The 16,201-nt window shown below is 49.2% G+C and carries 19 protein-coding genes; 1 reads left to right on the forward strand and 18 read right to left on the reverse strand.

Translation table 11 applies throughout. The features are described 5' to 3' along the window. Positions 1-50 precede the first annotated feature (50 nt). Both glpK and H9Q79_RS09255 read right to left on the reverse strand, forming a co-directional pair. A complete protein-coding gene (gene glpK / locus H9Q79_RS09250) occupies positions 51-1,547 on the reverse strand; it encodes a glycerol kinase GlpK (protein ID WP_249328134.1) in 1,497 nt (498 codons plus the stop codon). 126 nt (positions 1,548-1,673) lie between these two features. Beyond that, a complete protein-coding gene (locus tag H9Q79_RS09255; RefSeq protein WP_118643369.1) occupies positions 1,674-2,243 on the reverse strand; it encodes a glycerol-3-phosphate responsive antiterminator in 570 nt (189 codons plus the stop codon). 858 nt (positions 2,244-3,101) lie between these two features. Here H9Q79_RS09255 and H9Q79_RS09260 point away from each other — a divergent pair. Further along, the gene (locus tag H9Q79_RS09260; RefSeq protein WP_249328135.1) at positions 3,102-3,407 is read left to right on the forward strand and encodes a sporulation initiation factor Spo0A C-terminal domain-containing protein; all 306 of its coding nucleotides are present in this window, start codon (positions 3,102-3,104) and stop codon (positions 3,405-3,407) included. Positions 3,408-3,447: 40 nt separating this feature from the next. On the opposite strand, the gene H9Q79_RS09265 is transcribed toward H9Q79_RS09260, so the two are convergent. From H9Q79_RS09265 to H9Q79_RS09340, 16 genes are all read right to left on the reverse strand, one after another. Then, complete coding sequence (locus H9Q79_RS09265; RefSeq protein ID WP_249328136.1) at positions 3,448-4,404, reverse strand: N-acetylmuramoyl-L-alanine amidase; 957 nt, start codon at positions 4,402-4,404, stop codon at positions 3,448-3,450. A 1-nt stretch (position 4,405) separates the two neighbouring features. Beyond that, positions 4,406-4,738 (reverse strand): ribonuclease, encoded by a 333-nt coding sequence (locus H9Q79_RS09270; RefSeq protein ID WP_249328137.1) that lies wholly within the window; start codon positions 4,736-4,738, stop codon positions 4,406-4,408. Positions 4,739-4,751: 13 nt separating this feature from the next. Next, positions 4,752-5,069 carry a hypothetical protein gene (locus tag H9Q79_RS09275; protein ID WP_249328138.1) on the reverse strand — a complete coding sequence of 106 codons (318 nt, stop codon included), beginning with the start codon at positions 5,067-5,069 and terminating at the stop codon, positions 4,752-4,754. Positions 5,070-5,086: 17 nt separating this feature from the next. Beyond that, on the reverse strand, positions 5,087-5,371 hold the full coding sequence (locus H9Q79_RS09280) for a hypothetical protein (protein ID WP_249328139.1): 285 nt from the start codon (positions 5,369-5,371) through the stop codon (positions 5,087-5,089). Continuing rightward, positions 5,364-5,678: a hypothetical protein gene (locus tag H9Q79_RS09285; protein ID WP_249328140.1), complete on the reverse strand. Its 315-nt coding sequence runs from the start codon at positions 5,676-5,678 to the stop codon at positions 5,364-5,366. The genes H9Q79_RS09280 and H9Q79_RS09285 overlap by 8 nt, the downstream gene beginning before the upstream one ends. Next, positions 5,678-6,583 carry a hypothetical protein gene (locus H9Q79_RS09290; RefSeq protein ID WP_249328141.1) on the reverse strand — a complete coding sequence of 302 codons (906 nt, stop codon included), beginning with the start codon at positions 6,581-6,583 and terminating at the stop codon, positions 5,678-5,680. Before H9Q79_RS09290 ends, H9Q79_RS09285 begins: the two co-directional genes overlap by 1 nt. Positions 6,584-6,587: 4 nt before the next feature. After that, positions 6,588-6,728, reverse strand: coding sequence for a hypothetical protein (locus H9Q79_RS09295; protein ID WP_249328142.1), 141 nt, complete (start codon positions 6,726-6,728; stop codon positions 6,588-6,590). Positions 6,729-6,745: 17 nt separating this feature from the next. After that, positions 6,746-6,883 carry a hypothetical protein gene (locus H9Q79_RS09300; RefSeq protein WP_249328143.1) on the reverse strand — a complete coding sequence of 46 codons (138 nt, stop codon included), beginning with the start codon at positions 6,881-6,883 and terminating at the stop codon, positions 6,746-6,748. Continuing rightward, on the reverse strand, positions 6,880-7,023 hold the full coding sequence (locus H9Q79_RS09305; protein ID WP_249328144.1) for a hypothetical protein: 144 nt from the start codon (positions 7,021-7,023) through the stop codon (positions 6,880-6,882). Before H9Q79_RS09305 ends, H9Q79_RS09300 begins: the two co-directional genes overlap by 4 nt. Continuing rightward, on the reverse strand, positions 7,023-7,406 hold the full coding sequence (locus H9Q79_RS09310) for a hypothetical protein (protein ID WP_249328145.1): 384 nt from the start codon (positions 7,404-7,406) through the stop codon (positions 7,023-7,025). The genes H9Q79_RS09305 and H9Q79_RS09310 overlap by 1 nt, the downstream gene beginning before the upstream one ends. Positions 7,407-7,753: 347 nt before the next feature. Then, the gene (locus H9Q79_RS09315; protein WP_249328146.1) at positions 7,754-8,092 is read right to left on the reverse strand and encodes a hypothetical protein; all 339 of its coding nucleotides are present in this window, start codon (positions 8,090-8,092) and stop codon (positions 7,754-7,756) included. 58 nt (positions 8,093-8,150) lie between these two features. Further along, a complete protein-coding gene (locus H9Q79_RS09320) occupies positions 8,151-9,140 on the reverse strand; it encodes a tyrosine-type recombinase/integrase (protein WP_249328147.1) in 990 nt (329 codons plus the stop codon). A gap of 352 nt (positions 9,141-9,492) precedes the next feature. Beyond that, positions 9,493-10,323 carry a hypothetical protein gene (locus tag H9Q79_RS09325; protein WP_249328148.1) on the reverse strand — a complete coding sequence of 277 codons (831 nt, stop codon included), beginning with the start codon at positions 10,321-10,323 and terminating at the stop codon, positions 9,493-9,495. Positions 10,324-10,325: 2 nt separating this feature from the next. After that, positions 10,326-11,303: a siphovirus ReqiPepy6 Gp37-like family protein gene (locus H9Q79_RS09330; RefSeq protein ID WP_249328149.1), complete on the reverse strand. Its 978-nt coding sequence runs from the start codon at positions 11,301-11,303 to the stop codon at positions 10,326-10,328. Next, positions 11,294-12,133 (reverse strand): hypothetical protein, encoded by an 840-nt coding sequence (locus tag H9Q79_RS09335; protein WP_249328150.1) that lies wholly within the window; start codon positions 12,131-12,133, stop codon positions 11,294-11,296. Before H9Q79_RS09335 ends, H9Q79_RS09330 begins: the two co-directional genes overlap by 10 nt. Next, complete coding sequence (locus H9Q79_RS09340; protein ID WP_249328151.1) at positions 12,126-16,136, reverse strand: phage tail tape measure protein; 4,011 nt, start codon at positions 16,134-16,136, stop codon at positions 12,126-12,128. The genes H9Q79_RS09335 and H9Q79_RS09340 overlap by 8 nt, the downstream gene beginning before the upstream one ends. Positions 16,137-16,201: the final 65 nt, after the last annotated feature.

Consider the following 16,201-nt stretch of genomic DNA (forward strand, 5'->3'; position numbering starts at 1 on the left):
CAGACATTTTCTTATTTAATTATATGACCAGAGGGTGGCGTTTTACTCTCTTATTCCTCCTGCGCCCAGCCAAAAGAACATTTTACAGCCCTGTTCCAGCCAGCAATCCGTCTGCTGCGCTCTTCTTCAGCAAGGCATGGATGGAACTTCCTGTCAATCTGCCAGTTCGCCTTGACCTCTTCTTTATTCTTCCAATAGCCCACAGCCAGGCCTGCCAGATAGGCTGCGCCCATGGCTGTTGTCTCCACACATTTTGGCCTGTGAACCGGAGCATTACAGATATCCGCCTGCGCCTGAAGAAGGAAATTATTGGCGCTGGCTCCTCCGTCCACTTTCAGTGACGAAAGCCTGATTCCTGAATCTGCTTCCATTGCCTTCAGTACATCGTTTACCTGATAAGCCAAAGATTCCAATGTCGCCCGGATCACATGGTATTTATTCACTCCTCTTGTGATGCCTACGATAGTACCTCTGGCGTACTGGTCCCAATGGGGCGCTCCCAGCCCTGTAAAAGCGGGAACGACATAACAGCCATGAGTGTCTTTCACCTTTTGAGCCATATATTCTGAATCTTCTGAAGAATCAATCAGCCTCAACTCATCCCGAAGCCATTGAATTGCCGCGCCGGCTACAAACACTGATCCCTCCAGCGCATAATTAATCTTACCGTCCAACCCCCAGGCAATTGTCGTCACCAGTCCGTTTCTGGAAAATACGGGTATTTCTCCTGTGTTCATCAGAAGAAACCCTCCCGTTCCATATGTATTCTTAACTTCCCCCGCTTCAAAGCAGGTCTGTCCGAACAGAGCTGCCTGCTGGTCTCCCGCCGCTCCCCCAATCGGAATGGGTGTCCCAAAGTATGCCGGGTCTGTCTCGCCGTACAGACAGCTGGACGGCTTCACCTCGGGAAGCATACATCTTGGTATATCCAGCTCCTCTAATATCTCCCGATCCCAATCCAAACTGTTAATATTAAACATCAAAGTCCTGGATGCGTTGGAATAATCAGTGACATGAACGCGTCCCTTCGTAAGTTTCCAGATCAGCCAGGTTTCGATCGTCCCGAACAGCAATTCTCCCTTTACGGCCCTTTCGCGCGCCCCTGGAACGTGATCCAGTATCCATTTCAGCTTCGTGCCTGAAAAATAAGCATCAATCACAAGACCCGTCTTTTGCCGGAATTGCTCTGTCAGTCCTCTTTTTTTTAGCTCATCGCAGTATTCCGCAGTACGTCGGCACTGCCAAACAATCGCGTGATAAACCGGTTCTCCGGTCACCCTGTCCCAGACAAGCGCCGTCTCTCTCTGATTTGTGATGCCGATAGCCGATATTTCTTCCGCAGACACATTGATTTTCTGCATTGCTTCAACCGCCACGGCAAGCTGGGACGCCCAGATTTCATTGCCGTCATGCTCCACCCAGCCAGGCTTCGGAAAATACTGTTTAAATTCTCTTTGAGAAACGCTGCACATTTCTCCCTGCTCGTTAAATAGGATACACCGGTTACTGGTTGTGCCAGAATCCAGCGCCATAATATATTTCTGCATATTTTAACCCCCAATATACTTTGTGGAACAGTGTGAGCTGTTCCCCCGCCCGACAGGGCATGTGTTACGGGATACTCTGGAGTATACTTTGTGGAACAGCGTAAGCTGTTCCCTCTAACCGTCATGCTACATCATCCAGACCTCCTGATTCGTGGAAGAAACTGCAATTGCTCCGGCCGCCAGCGCCACCATGATATCCTCCTTGTCGCTGATCAACCCGCTGGCGATGACCGGCTGACGCACTTTCCGGCAAACTTTCCTGATTACCTTTGGCATCGCTCCTGGCAATATCTCCACAATATCTGGCCTGACTGCGTTTAGCTGCTTCTCTATATTTTCATAAGCCATAGAATCCAGAATGAAGATTCTAAGTGCAGTATAAAAATCCAGTTCACAGGCACGGCGGATGATTGCCGGCCTGGTAGAGATAATCCCGTCTGCTTCCGTACTGTTCCTGATAAAATCTACAGAGACTTCCTTAGGGCCAAGCCCTGTGATCAGATCCAAATGTACCATCGCCACCTTCTGCGCCTTTTTCAACCTGTGTACAATGGCAGGGATGGTACAGATATTGCCATATAGAATAAATACCACCCTGATATCCTCCAGCCCACAGCACTTTTCCAGACCCTCATCATTCTTAATTGCCGCAATCACGGGATTCTGCTCTATCATATCATAAAAGCTCTGATGCATAAAAAACCCCTTTCATGTAAAAAAGCATAGCCAGCAACGACCTGGGCCGTGCAAACTACACTCTCTCATCTCAGTGTATCTCTTCAATTGTTCTTCTCATAATCAGACTATATCACAGCTTAGAAGAAATAGCAAGATTTTTCCTTCATTGAACCGAAATGCTGCTGTTTACACGGTTAAAAGAAAGACATGGGAACTAAAAAAGCACCGGAATATGGTGCTTTTTAAGAGGCGTCGACCGGATTTGAACCCGATTAAGCTCTTTTTCAAGAATCCCTTATTCATAGGCATTTCCCGCATACCCGCATAAATACGGCATTCTCTGGTTTCGCCATGTTGGAATACAACACAAAAATATATGTCAAAAGCAGCATTTTAAAACGCTATGCAACACGAAATGCAACACGGAGAGGATGCAATATACAAAATTAAAAGAGACAGAGCCGAAGCCCTGCCTCTTACCCCCTGAGGGAGGGGGAGATCCTAATACGCCGGATCTCTGGCGCTACATATTGTACTTATAATATACCATTACCCTGTAAAATTGTCAACGTTTGCTGGATTCCAATATTTTCCATTTAACTATCTTACAAGATGTGCTATAATATATAAAAATAGTACAAAAGCTTAGGAAGCACCTCTGTTTTTAAGAGGCGCTTCCTTTATTTAAAGCAAAAATCCTTAGAATCTTTACTCTGGGGCTCCTCATTATGCAATCTGTTTCAAAATGACGAATAAGATAAAATCTTGTCATATCTTAACGAATAATAAAATTATATGTAAATTTGTATAGAAATGTTTTACAATTTCTTATATAATTAAAAAGGGGGTTGTAAAACGAAAAGAACAGATAAGCTTTTGCAAAATGCCAGATTCTCAAAACGGTATCAAGGATACCATTACCTACTTCTATGCGTAGAATTAGCTTCCGAAGATGAATCACGATTATGTTCATTAATCAAACAGATTTACCTGCCCATAGCAGACCAGTATCAGATCACCTATCAAGACATCGAAAGGAATATCCGGACCGCCCGGGATTATGCCTGGCAGAATGGCGGGAAAGAATTTATCGAAAAAATCAGTGGTGGAAAGTTCTATGAACCTCCGGCTGTAGGAGAACTAATAGAAATACTCGCAGAATATCTGAATGAGGATAACTAAATGAATACCCCGGAGCCGAAAGCTCCGGGGTGTCTTATTGTCAGTCATACATTACATAGTCCTTATGCATCCAGCCGATCCCGATCCCGGCCACCTTAATGCGCACCCAGTCCCCGGATTTCTGGCCGTCTACCTCAAACCGATTTCCAACGCCGAGCTGTCCAAGAATAGTTCCACCTGGAGTCTGGCGAACACGGACACCGCTCCCTGTGCAGGTGGCCGTCCCCGTGGCATTCCATCCAGATGAGCTTCCGGATGATCCGGCAGGTGAGCAGTAATCCGCATCAATGCAGATCCATCCGGCGCCGGATTTCAGGCGGCCCCAGCAGGTGTTCTGGATCTCAACAATCGTGTAGGTGCCTCGGTCTGTAATGCTGCCACAAGCCTGATATTGTGTGCTTGGGCCTGTCCGGATTGTCAGATCATCTACATTGACCTTATACATGCCTGTGCCAAAACTTCCGCCGGTTCCTCCGGTGTTGCTCCCGCTGTCGGTGCTGCTGCCTCCCTGAATCTGTGCTTTAAAATCCTCCCACAACGCCGGATTGTCCATCATCTTCCGGGGGCAATACTTTCCCTTGGCATCAAAATGCCGGATTACCCGGCTGGCCGGGATACCCGTGGTCTGGAGCAGGTATTTTACAAGCTCTATTGCGTTCTGGCGGGCCACAGTATAATTGCCGTCAGAGTTTACGCAAATCTCAATTCCAATGGAATTATTGTTGGTGGCGTCATGTACGCTGTGGTTACCGCCGTACTCCCGGCCAATATGCCAGCATTTGCAGGTATGCTCGGCGGCCTGGTAGATTCCGTCGCTTCCACAGTAATAATGCACGGACATATCGGCAAAATTCCCGTCGTGCTGCGCCCTGGCGTGCGTCCGGGCCCCGGCTCCCGCGCTGTAGTTGTCTGTCTCATGGATTACTATATACTTGCACGGGTTCCCGGTGCCGTTGATGTTCTGCTGGCTGATAAATTCCCGATTGATATTTGGCATACTATTTCACCTCCGTTTTATTATATTTCGTCCTGTCCCAGATTGCCTTTATTTTCTCCCAGCCCCCCGTCGCGATTAAATAGACGATAAACGCAGCGATCAGAGCCGCAACCACGTAATACCAGGTAACCGCAACTGTAAAATACATGCACAACAACAGCATAGCCACAACGCACAGGACGGCTGCGGTGGCCAGGGCTACCACGTTGGTCTGGATATTTTTAAGCCCCGGCAGCTCCTTGATCACCTGGACGATCAGACTGGTCAAAAATGCCAGGATCCCTGCTAGGATAAGCCCGTAGGTTACATACTGCGTAATGGTTTCAATGTCCATCTTTTCAATCCTCCTATTGGATAAAATTTGCTATGGCAGCCACCAGACCGCTTCCAAAGGCCGCCGCCAGCGCGCCGATAATACCCGTTTTCAGAGCCGACCAGTTTTTAGCCGGCTCTTTTTCCAGAGCATCCACCCGGCTCACCATTTCGCCCTGCTGCTCAGCCAGATGGCCTACGTTCAGCGCCAGCTCCCGGACGGATGCCGTGAGATTAGACAGCTGCTGCATGTTCCCCTCTAATATTTTCAGCCGTGTATTGGTACGCTCACGATCATCCTCTATTCGCCTCCGAAACTCTTCATGTTCTTCACGGCTTATATGCTCTTCCATTTGTTCCTCACCTCCTCTCACTGCACATTAACCAACACCTTATAGATCAGAGTTTCCGGAGGGATCTGGTATGTAAACTCCAGCTCATAAGTGGCTCCTTTTGCCTGCGGCTGAACCAGGGCCATCACAATCACAGTTGTGTCATTGGTCTGGTTGATTTCGCATTCCCCAGATGCCTCTTCGGTCAGTCCGCAGCGCAGCTTATAGGTGGCTTTTGCCACCTCGAAGGGCTGATTGTTGCAGGATCGTACCTCGATCATGATATATTTTTTCTCGCCCAGTTCAAAACGTACCCTATCCATTCTGGCACCTCCTGCATCCGTGGTATCCGGCCAAGTATTTTTCTGGCAACGTACGGACAGCGTAACTGTTTATCAGTGACGCAAAGTAGGGCAAAAGCAGCAGACGGGCACAGGTTTCGGCGTAATATTGGATCTGTACGCTGCACTGCAGATGGCCTCTTGCTCCATTGTCGCTCTCCGCCCAGATATCTATATCCTGCAGGCCCGGCTGCCTGGGAGCAAGGCCCTCCCAGTAGTCCGGGCGGTCCAGCACGGGATGAAATTCCACCTCCGTGCCGTTCACCTCGCCCCAGCATCGGATAATCATCAGGCGGCTGGATCGGTTACCTTAAAGGTAATCGTGAGATTTCCGGATGCGTCTACGGTTGTCGCAGACGCCACCACGTCCGTGATCACTGGTGCCTTGGTGTCCAGTGTTACGTGGCGGGTTACTGTCGTAGTCTTGCCAATACTGTCTTTTGCGATTATCGTGATCGTATTTTCGCCCTCGGTCAGCGTCACCTGCTTACTAAATGACCCGCCGGACAGTGCCACACCTTCGCCATTTACGGTCACCTCTGACAGGGTGACAGCGTCTGATCCGGCCGCTCCGGTACCGGCAACAGTCACCGTTTCGGAATTTGTGATCAGTCCCTCGGTCGGACTTGTCACGTTCAGGGTCGGGGCCGCCGTGGAAATAACAAAGTTCACGACATCTTCATCGGATGTATTCCCATCGTTGTCCTGTACGGTCAACTGGATTTTATTCGCGCCGTCAGACAGGTTGGTGGCGGTATAGGTACCGATTTTCTCCCCATCTGTCCCATCTGTATAGCTGATGCCGGATGTTACTTTTACACTGTTGACCCGCAAATTGACAGAATCCATGTTCAGCCCGGAGCCGCCGGCATCTTTGATCGTAAACTTGATCTGCTGTGTTGTCGCGCCCAGTACAGATCCCTCGGTCGGGCTGGTGATGGTTGCAATCGGTTTGGTTTTTTCCAGGACGCGCAGCTTCAGCTCATCACCGTATGTCTCGTCCGTCGAATCCATGACCGTCTGGTTTCCGGCATCGTCTTCTGCATGGATTTCCAGCCCGTATACATGATTCGGCTGGCTCCATGATGACTGGGCCGGCGCGGTGATCTGTGCGGTCCATGTATGTGTATCGCTATTATAGGTGGCATTTACGCGCATACCATTGCACATTATCCATGCCTGTTTTATTGCCATTTTTCTACTCCTTTTTCACTGATATAGGATAATCATAGGGATAATCATACGGATAATCCGCTTCGTACTCTATTGCAAACGTAACTTCGACGGATTCTCCTGTGCTTACCTGTTTTTTGTCCGTCTCAATATCTTTTATCCGCATGGTTTACCTCCACAAAACTATTCCAGGGTACCCAACACTTCCTGTACCACTGTTCTTAGATTAAATAACGCCGGTACCTGGTCTACTGTGTAGGCCCCGGCCATAACCAGGCTCACCCATGTTTTTACAATTACACTATCCTTTGTGTACGTCATACGTCACTTTCCTCCTTATCTAAAATCAAAAATACTACTTCCTGCAAGTTTCCAAGCGCAGGGACCTGATCGCGAGTAAATGTTCCTTTTCTTATCAAATCTACCCAGTTCTTTACGATGATGCTATTTTCCGTAAACATTACGCTCCACCTCCGATCAATGCAGCCATTGTCATGGTCAGTTCTGCAATCGCCTGTTGCAGGTCCGTTTCATCCGCCTTCTGGGGCATTTCCGTTTCCAGACTCGCAAGGCGGGTGTCCGTGGCAGCCCCTTCCTGCCGCATCTCAACCTCCCAGATCGCTCCGGTGTACTCCGAGATGCAGGTTAATTCTGTGTAATTCTCATACACAACATCTGTCTTCGCTGTTTCCCGGACAGTCATTTTCTGTACGGCCAGTGCGTCTCGAAAAATAGATTTCAGCCCCGCAGATGTCTGGTTCAGCAGCCGGATCTTCAGTACACCGCCGGATTCCACGACAGACTGAATCGGAATCTGCTGACCATCATTCATGATTAATTGCATGACTGCTCCTTTCTGCTGCATTTTCGCAGCACAAAAATAAAATTCACAACAAAACGCACCCCGAAGGATGCGCTTTGGCATAAACTCTATGGTTTAGTAGGCAAAACAGCAATTTAGCCGGACTTATATCTGTGGAGCAGCGCGGGGTTACTCTTACGGCTGACTGGTGCCACATTGCTGATAAATCAGGGTATTATCTTCTTGCTGCATTTAATATCCGCAGCGATACCAATCATCCCGTCACTGGCATACAGCGCTCAGGCACTGGAGGGTACACCGTTATTATCAGTGGGGGAACGAATGGTACACAGCACGCACTTTGGTTAATCTGGGGAAAAGCCACTTAATTACTGTATAACAAGCATGGAAAATCTAAGTGCTCCTGAGAATGCAGCTCCGCTGGCGGTCGAATACGCCCTAAGCTGAATGGTGCCAGCAGTATTGTAGTCATAATTGTACGACACAATTACATCCTGGGAGCTGCAAGGTGTTATGATGACCGCGCTGGGCTTTTTTGACACACCTATTTTACTCCAAGTCATTAAAAGAGTGCCATTACCAGCAAAGCCTTCAACAAACTGACCGGCGATTAAGGAGTCTTGCTTGCCGTTTAAATTGCTGTTTTGCCTGATCTCGGCAGCTTGGAATTGCGCCGGCGCAAATCTCCAGGCCCTGGAATTGTCCATACGCCAAATAAGCCGCCCCGCCGGCCGGCTTAAAAAAAGTCATATTAAACTTAAAATACTATGCTACCAATTTTCGGAAAGACGCTTTAACCTCTTCGGTTCTGACCGTCACATAAATCATTGTAGTCTCTGGCTTTGCATGCCCGGCATAGGCTTGTAGCTCCTGTAGCGACATCCCACGCATGCTGGCATCCGTCAAAAGCGTCCGGCGAAACTTGTGTGGGTGGGCGTGGATGCCAGCAGCAGCACCCAGCTTCCGTAACATGGCCTGAACCGCTTTCGCGCTTAATCGCTCAAATGGCGCTCGCAAACTGACGAATAATGCCGGGTTATCATCCATGCGGCCCGCCAGGTACTTCCGCAAGTGATAGGCGGCCTCTTCCGTAAGACAGACCGCCCGTTCCTTCTTTCCCTTCTGTCCGTATACAACCACTTCCCTACCTGTGAAATTTACATCCGACCGGTTCAGCGCCAGCACCTCCCCGATTCTCCCGGCTGTACTGTACAGCACTTCCATCAGTGCCAAATCCCTTTCTGTGCGCGCCAGGCAACGCAAATGCTCCCGCTCTTCCGCACTGTAGGGTCTCCTGATCTTCTGCGGCACTTTGACCCGCTTTAGCCGTCTGGCCGGGTTGCGGTTAATATAACCTTCGTCATTCAGCCATGCAAAGAAGCTGCTAATATAGTGCCGCAGCGTCTCCAGATATGACAGGGATATCCCCCGCCGTTCCTGATACAGCGCCAGATAATAGCGCAGGTCATTTGTCGTAATCTCAGCCAACCTTTTGTTTAGAGCTTGCATCAGCATCTGGATACAGCGTTCATAATTTTCCAGAGTGCCCTCCGAACAATTCTCCAACCGCTTGCTGGCCAGATACAGTCTTAATGCTTTTTCCCAGTGCCGCTCTGATATGATCAGTTCCGTGTGTTCTTCCCTGATTTCCAGCCCGTGGGTTTTGATCACCAATACATTTTCCAGCCTCTGTAGTTGCTCCGGCGTCAAATCGGCCTGCATGGCGGCCAGTACGGCCGCAATTAATTTATCCATAATGTCACCTCCGCCCCCATAGTAACATGGGACGGAAGTTCCCTAAACAGCAATTTTGTGTCCGGAAATTTGGGGAGTTTTCGGATAACTCATCAATTAGTTAGCTTGACATATGCCAGCGCAACAGAGCTAGCTGGATTTATGTACTGCGGTGCCGATGTAGCAGCAGCCACGGCAACGATAATCTATCAGAATAGCACTCCGATTGACCAGGTAGACAGACTGTATATTGACATCGGTCCCTATAATACGCCGTCAAGGATTAATATACATGCCCACGGGACGGGTTTTATTTCTGGTCACATCCTTAAGGTGGCCGTAATTGTTATCACGACCCCTGCGTGATCGTGAATTAAGCCGGACCTGCTATTTTCGTCCAGTTTTTATCGATGATCCCGTTTTTATAGGTCATATAATAGATGTCGCCACTCAGCTCAAACGCATATTTGACATGTCGTGTCCACCCCTCCGATCCATACGGCAAAACGAAGGCCAGCATAAGACCAGGCCATGCCGTAGGCGCTCCTGTCGTATTCGAACCATAAGGAAAAAATGATGGCCCCCAGCATTCGTAGAGCAAATTTTTCCCCTGCATAATAGCGGTATCAATACGCAGAGCTTTACCATCTGAATTTTCGCCGCCGTTTGCAAAGATATCAAAATTGCTGTTTAGGGAACTAAAACCCTCAGTCAACTCCTGAATATTCATCAATGTTGAAAACTTCGGCGTAACGGATGTCACATTGATTCCATCGTACTCTACAACATACCACGGGACTTCCGCCAGGATATCCCCTGCCCGGACGTCCCCTTCTGTCGCAGTCGGTTCCGCCGGGGTTTCGGTCGTTGATGTTCCTTTTTTCACAACCCACTCCGTATTTTCGTATCCGGTTTGCGCATTCTTTGTATACTTGACCACAATCAGGTCTTTCCTTTTTTGCCCCTGTGATCCATTTTCGAGCGTGATGCTGTCATATGTCCCCGGCAACACCCTGAAATGGACACCTTGGATCACCCCTTCTCCGTCATAGATCTTCAATTCATTGTTACTGGCCAATTCTGCTCTGAATTTTTCTCCTACCGGAAGGGCTCCGCTTCCGACCGTGGCAATTCCCTGTTGGAATCCAATTACGTCCGCTGATGTAATGTGTGGCGTTCCTCTTAATCCGGTTACTATTTCCATAACTATTCCCCTTTCACTCCGTATTCTACGCTGACTCTCTGGTTTCTGATTTTCAGTATTTTATAGACAATTGGCTGCTGCATCTGGATGCCGGTAATATAATCCCGTCCGGATATGATATCACCTATATCAATGTCGATGTCATCCGTTTCATTCGCATTTGCAGTCAGTTTTTTATTGTTCATGCGGTCTTTCAGCTGTTTCGTGCCATTTTCGATCAGGTCATCTTCTTCTGCATTGTTATAATCGTACACCTCCGTGATTTCGCTGATCCCTGTATAATATGGTGTTTGCGTCACACGGCCATCTGGCTGTGCGTACAGGTGGACGACTACCCGGTCCTTTAGGTCTCCCCGGCCCAGACAGATCAGATGGTTGACGCCCCGGCGGTAGTCCTGTGACGTAAAATTCAACCGTCCGTCCTGGCTGATTTCGATGCTGTCTCCGTAATTTTCTACCGGCACCGCCCCGATCACCACGATTCCGGACGTCTGCGTCTGTATGTACCGGATCTGCAGTTTGTATCCCTTCGATTCCAGCATAGCCTGAAGGCCATCCAGCAGGGTGCAGTAGCGCTCGAACTGATAACTGACTGTTATGCCCGTATCCGTTTCGCTGGCATAAAACAACCCTGGAAACGCGGGTTCCACCAGATTTTTTATTATGCTGTTCAGTTCCCCGGATGCCGTCCGGTAATCCTGTCCGGCGGCCGGCTCAATGATTTTCTTCGCCATCATCCCGCGCCATGTGAATCCGCGTACATAGATCGCATCGTCTCCGGTCACGCTTTCCGTCTCCCGGATGATTCCGCCGTATTCTGTGTTCGGAGCATAAATGCGTTTTTCGAACGCATAGCTTCCATCCCACGCCGTATATGGGACGGATAATTCAAAATCATTCTCGTTTCCCATTTCAATGTCGGCGTCTTCATAGATTCTTTTTTCTTCTGCTCCATCAGACGCGGCCAGGATCAGTTCCATTTCAGTTCGCTCCTTTCCTGGTGCAGTACGATGTCAAATCCAAACGTTCCGGGCCACACGACCGTCTGGCTGCCCGGCGGGACCGGTTCAAATACACTGTCGTCTTTTCCACGGTTATTGAATTCGTTGACGATTTCCCCGTTATTTTTCACCCGTTGCACTGTATTCTCCCGGCTATTGATGCGTATGTATTCTTGATCGTCCACCGTCGTGTAAACCCGGTACATATGCCCACCGATTGCTATATACGGGTTGACGCATGGCCCATATATAATCATCTCAAACCCGGACGCCACATAATGCGTATTCTGCAGGATCGCCGTTCCGGCCTGTCCGGAAGTATAGTCGTACGGAAAATTGAAAGGAAAGTCTAAAAAATCTCCTGATCCTCCTTCCTCTTTTGGGTAAAAGGAAAACGCCTTATCCTCCATCCAAAACGGGTATGGCACATACAGAGTACAGATTTTACCAACTGTCCGGTACCGGTCGTCATAGATTTGCGGTTCGGATGCAATGATATAGGCTTCGATATACTGCTCGTTGACATATAGTTTTCCAGGCGACTTCTGAACCACATCATAGTCTGTAACCTCGAAAAACTCCTGTAGGATCTGTGCTCGTCCGGTCCTGGCGCCGGAAAAATCAATTTCCAGTTCATACTGTCTGGATTTCCGTTCGAATGCATTGACCCTTGCTCCATTTCCCAGATCCGTTTCATCCACTTCCCACTCGAATGCATACAGTCCGGAGGTCTTCTGTTTCATTCGGATTGGATAGGTGGACAGGTCCATCGACCGATTTGCGCTGTTTACGTATTTGATCTCAGCCATTATTGAATGCCACCCCCATATCTGATAACACCCGGCCAAATTCCCGGCCATTGTATTTTATTGTCATTCCTGACCGTTTAAACGCAGTAACCATCGCAGCCGCTAAAAGATTATAATCAATGACAGATCCCGCGACACCAGTCTGAATTTCTGTATCCCGGCTTGCCAATTTCATATCCAGGGCGTTGAGGACGCTCTTCCTTGCTTTCTCCGCATTCTCATCCACTCCTTTCACATATCCTTCGATGGTCCCGGCTCCAAATCTCTCAAATACATGTGATGGAGAATTGATTTCCAATTTGCCTTTTGCCGTTTCAGTCGCGGCAGTCGTTACTTCTATAACCGCATTTATGACTTCGGATTTTCCATTCCGGATACCTTCTGCCAATCCCGCAGAAACATTATATCCGTAAGACTTAACAGTATCCTCGTCAATCGCGCTGTCAATCTGGCTTACGGCAGCTTGCCCCACATATTCTGAAGCATTCTTTACCAGAGTGTCACTGTTGCGTATTCCTTGAGACAATCCGATGCCGACATACGCCCCACTTAGCTTCGCTTTCCACGAAGGAGACGCTACACCCAGACCTGTATCCAGACCATCAGTCGTTTTGACGCCCAGATCTTCTCCTGCGGCCACCGCATCCTCTTGAGCTGCAACAATTCCTTCTACCAGTCCCTGTACACCGTAACCACCTGCTTCCTGCGCCTGCGCGTTTAAGCTCTCAGCCAGTTGGGCGAATGCTTCCTGCCCCCCTGCTGCCATGATGCCAACCCCTTCAGTCAGCTTCTGACCTTCCGTGTTTGTAAAATTCTCCAGATCTACCTTTTCTGACCAGATTTCATTGGCTTTTGCCATCTCCTCTCCAGTCATATTTACAAACGTCTGGGCGTATGCGGCACCTTCCGGTCCCATATTCATTAAATATTGCACAATCCCGTCGTCCAGACTTACCTGCACCTCTTGCCCGGTGCTATCAATATAGGTTTTGGTCGTATCCATCATGGCAGTGATATTCTCTTCCCACTGTCGTACACCATCCACCTGGCTCTGCATATTTGTCAGTAGGTCCGTGGTACTGATGGCGGAAGTGTCTGTAAACTCCTGAAACATCTGTCCGCTCACGCTCAGATATTCCTGGACGCTTCCCTGCATTTCAATGACGGCATTGGCTACATTTACGGCCAGATTTTGCTGCTCTTCAGATAGGCCCCGGAAGGCTTCCAACTCCTGACCTGCTACAGAAATACTCGCTTCTGCAGCCTCCATCTGCTCTCCTTTTGCAGCTGTTGCATCCCGTGTGGCTGCTGTTCCTTTTTCGGTCTCTTCTATCAGTTCGATCTGTTTTTCCTTGTAGGCTTCAGCAGTTTCGGTGCCCTCTTCTATAATTTCGTTTTGTGCATCTATGGTATCTGTTAATTTTTTTTCTTTCTGTTCCAGTTCGTATTGCTGACTGACAATTTCAGATAAGACATCTTCGGAATCTCTGGCAATTCCGTTCCATTCAATGATTCCGTCTCCGTTTTCTTTCGTCGCTTTATCCGACAGATCAATGGCTTTATTGTAATCTTCCTGTAGATCCTTCAGTTTTTCCTGAATTTTTTCTTGCTCTATTTCAGCGTCAATCAGCTCTTTTGTGGCATCCACAACGGGTGTGTATGTATCCTCGAAAGCCTTTTGAAATGCATCCGACATGGCGGCATTCTGCATATTATTCACATAATCTTCCAGCTCCTGATTGGTCATATTCAGGCTACCAGTTGCCTGATCGATCGCCAGAGCCATATCTGGATACAGTTCATTTAGTTCCGCAACCAGGACGGCCATACGTTCCTGCTTCTGATTGGAATTATCGGCTGATGTCGACAGCGTATTTAGTTCATCAACGATATCTTCTGCCATCCGGCCTTTGGCTACGGCAGAATCAACGCTTTCCGCGGCAGTGTTCATAGAATCCTTCAGTGATTCTTGGGATTCCTTCATCGCATCGATGGCTTCGTCTGCTGACTCTTTCAACAGATCCACTTCTGTTTTTGCCTGCGGGCTTAATGCGACAAACGCTGCAATCCCGGCTGTCAATGCCGCAATTCCTGTAACCAGCAGTCCGACGGGGTTCGCCGCCATGGCAGTGTTCAGCCCTTCCTGGGCGACTGTTGCGGCCCCTGTTGCTGTTGCCTGCGCGCCTTTTGCTACTGTGTCCGCAGTGGTGGCTGCCGTGTCTGCCGCTGTCGCAGTCGTATGCGTCACCAGGTTCGTAACCAGGTTTTTGATGTTCTTTGCCGTATCTTTCAGGTTTGTGATCGTGGTTGTGGCTTTCTTGGCTACCCAGATCGTTCCCATGGCAGTGCCGGCGGCCCCGGCAAGTGGAATAAGTCTGTCAATATTGTCCGCCAGAAACTCCATCCCTTTTTGCGCCAGCGGAAGAAATTTCTGCAGCACCGGGGTAATAACCTCGCTCTGCATGGTCCGGCCCAGCTTTTTATACTCGTTCGTGACGCTGTCGTACCGGACTTCCTTCAGGGATTCCATGCTGCCCCGGACATTAGCATACGTATTATTGACCTGGGTAAGCGATGTAATAACCGCCATGGCGTTATCTTCGCCAAGGGCTGACCAGGTATTGCTGGCGATTGTCAGCGCTTCCTGCTGGTTTTTCATACTTGCCAGGTCATTAATTACGGAATAAAACACATCCCGGGTTGTGGCCTCTCCATTCTTCCAGGCTAAAAACAGGTTTTGTGTTTCTGTAGAAAAAGAGCTCAGGTTTTCTTCTATCCGGCCATCGGATAAGGAAATTCCGAACTCTTTTACAAAATCATTGACTTTGTCCAGGTTGTATGCCCCAGCGTCCAGTCCGTTCTGCAGGATCGTAAACATTTCCTGCGCGGAAAATCCGGCCTGCCCCCATAGCTGTCCGTATTCTGCGATGTTGTCTGTCAGCTCTCCGGATTTGTTCAGGCCGTTCTGTGCGCCAACCACGATATAGTCAAATGCCTCTTCCGCGTCCAGCCCCAGATTCTGCACCAGAGAATCCACACCGCGGAGGGTTTCCCCCATATCCATGCCCGAAAACGTATCGTCCAGCGCCATGGCATTCTCGGTCAGCTCCTGCAGCTTTGTAGGGTCTACCTCCCCGGTGTACTGCTTGACCATCGCCATGCCGTCGGCGATTTCCGTCACAGAGTCTCCCATGCCGGAATTATAGATATTCTGCATGGTGTCCGAATATTTTTCCATCTCATCGGCGGATGCCCCGGTGCTGGCAGCCAGTTTATTTTCGGCGTCCTGCAGCTCCGTTGCACCCTGGACCGCAGATGTGACCGCGTTCTTTCCAAAGTCAATCAGGGCATCGTTCACGCGGACTTTTAGGGTGCTGCCAAATGACGTCAGCTTTTCTGCCGTATCGTCTACCTCATTGCCAAAGGCGTCTATGGACTTCGCACAATGATCATAAGATCCTTCCGCCTCTTTTAGTAGGGCGTCGTTCTCGTTCAGTGCCTGTGTGGCGCGGATAACCTGTGCCTCTGCGTTGTTGAGCTGTTTTTTCCAGTCATTAACGCGGTCTCCGGCCTTCTGATAGGTCTCCTCCCCTCTTGATACCACTCCGGACAGATCAGATACAATCTGCCTTTGTTTTTCCATGGATTCGTCCGTGGCGTCTGACGATTCTTCCAGTTCTTTCAGCGATGCCTGCGCCAGCTCCAGGTATCTCCGGTAGGATCCCAGCTCTTCCCCGGTCTTATTGTACTGCTCTTCCGCATGTTCCAACCCCCGACGGACAGCCTCCTCTTTTTCCGCTGCCGTATCCAGTGTCCTAGATAAGACGTCATGCTTGCTCCGCAGCGTCTCCAGGGTATTTGCCTGCCCTGCGGTCTGTGCCTCCACCAGTTTTAATTCTGACCGCATGGCCGTGAGGGCCTTATTGCATGATGTCACAGACTGCCGGAATTCTTTTTCCCCATCCAGGGCAATGATTGCCCCTATTTTCCTTTTGTTCGCCATACGCCCTCCAAAAAAAGAGCATAAAAAGGCCGCCTGCTTTTTCGCAGACGGCTCCTCCGCTCTCA

This window comes from Wansuia hejianensis, from assembly GCF_014337215.1.
Taxonomy (GTDB): domain Bacteria; phylum Bacillota; class Clostridia; order Lachnospirales; family Lachnospiraceae; genus Scatomonas; species Scatomonas hejianensis.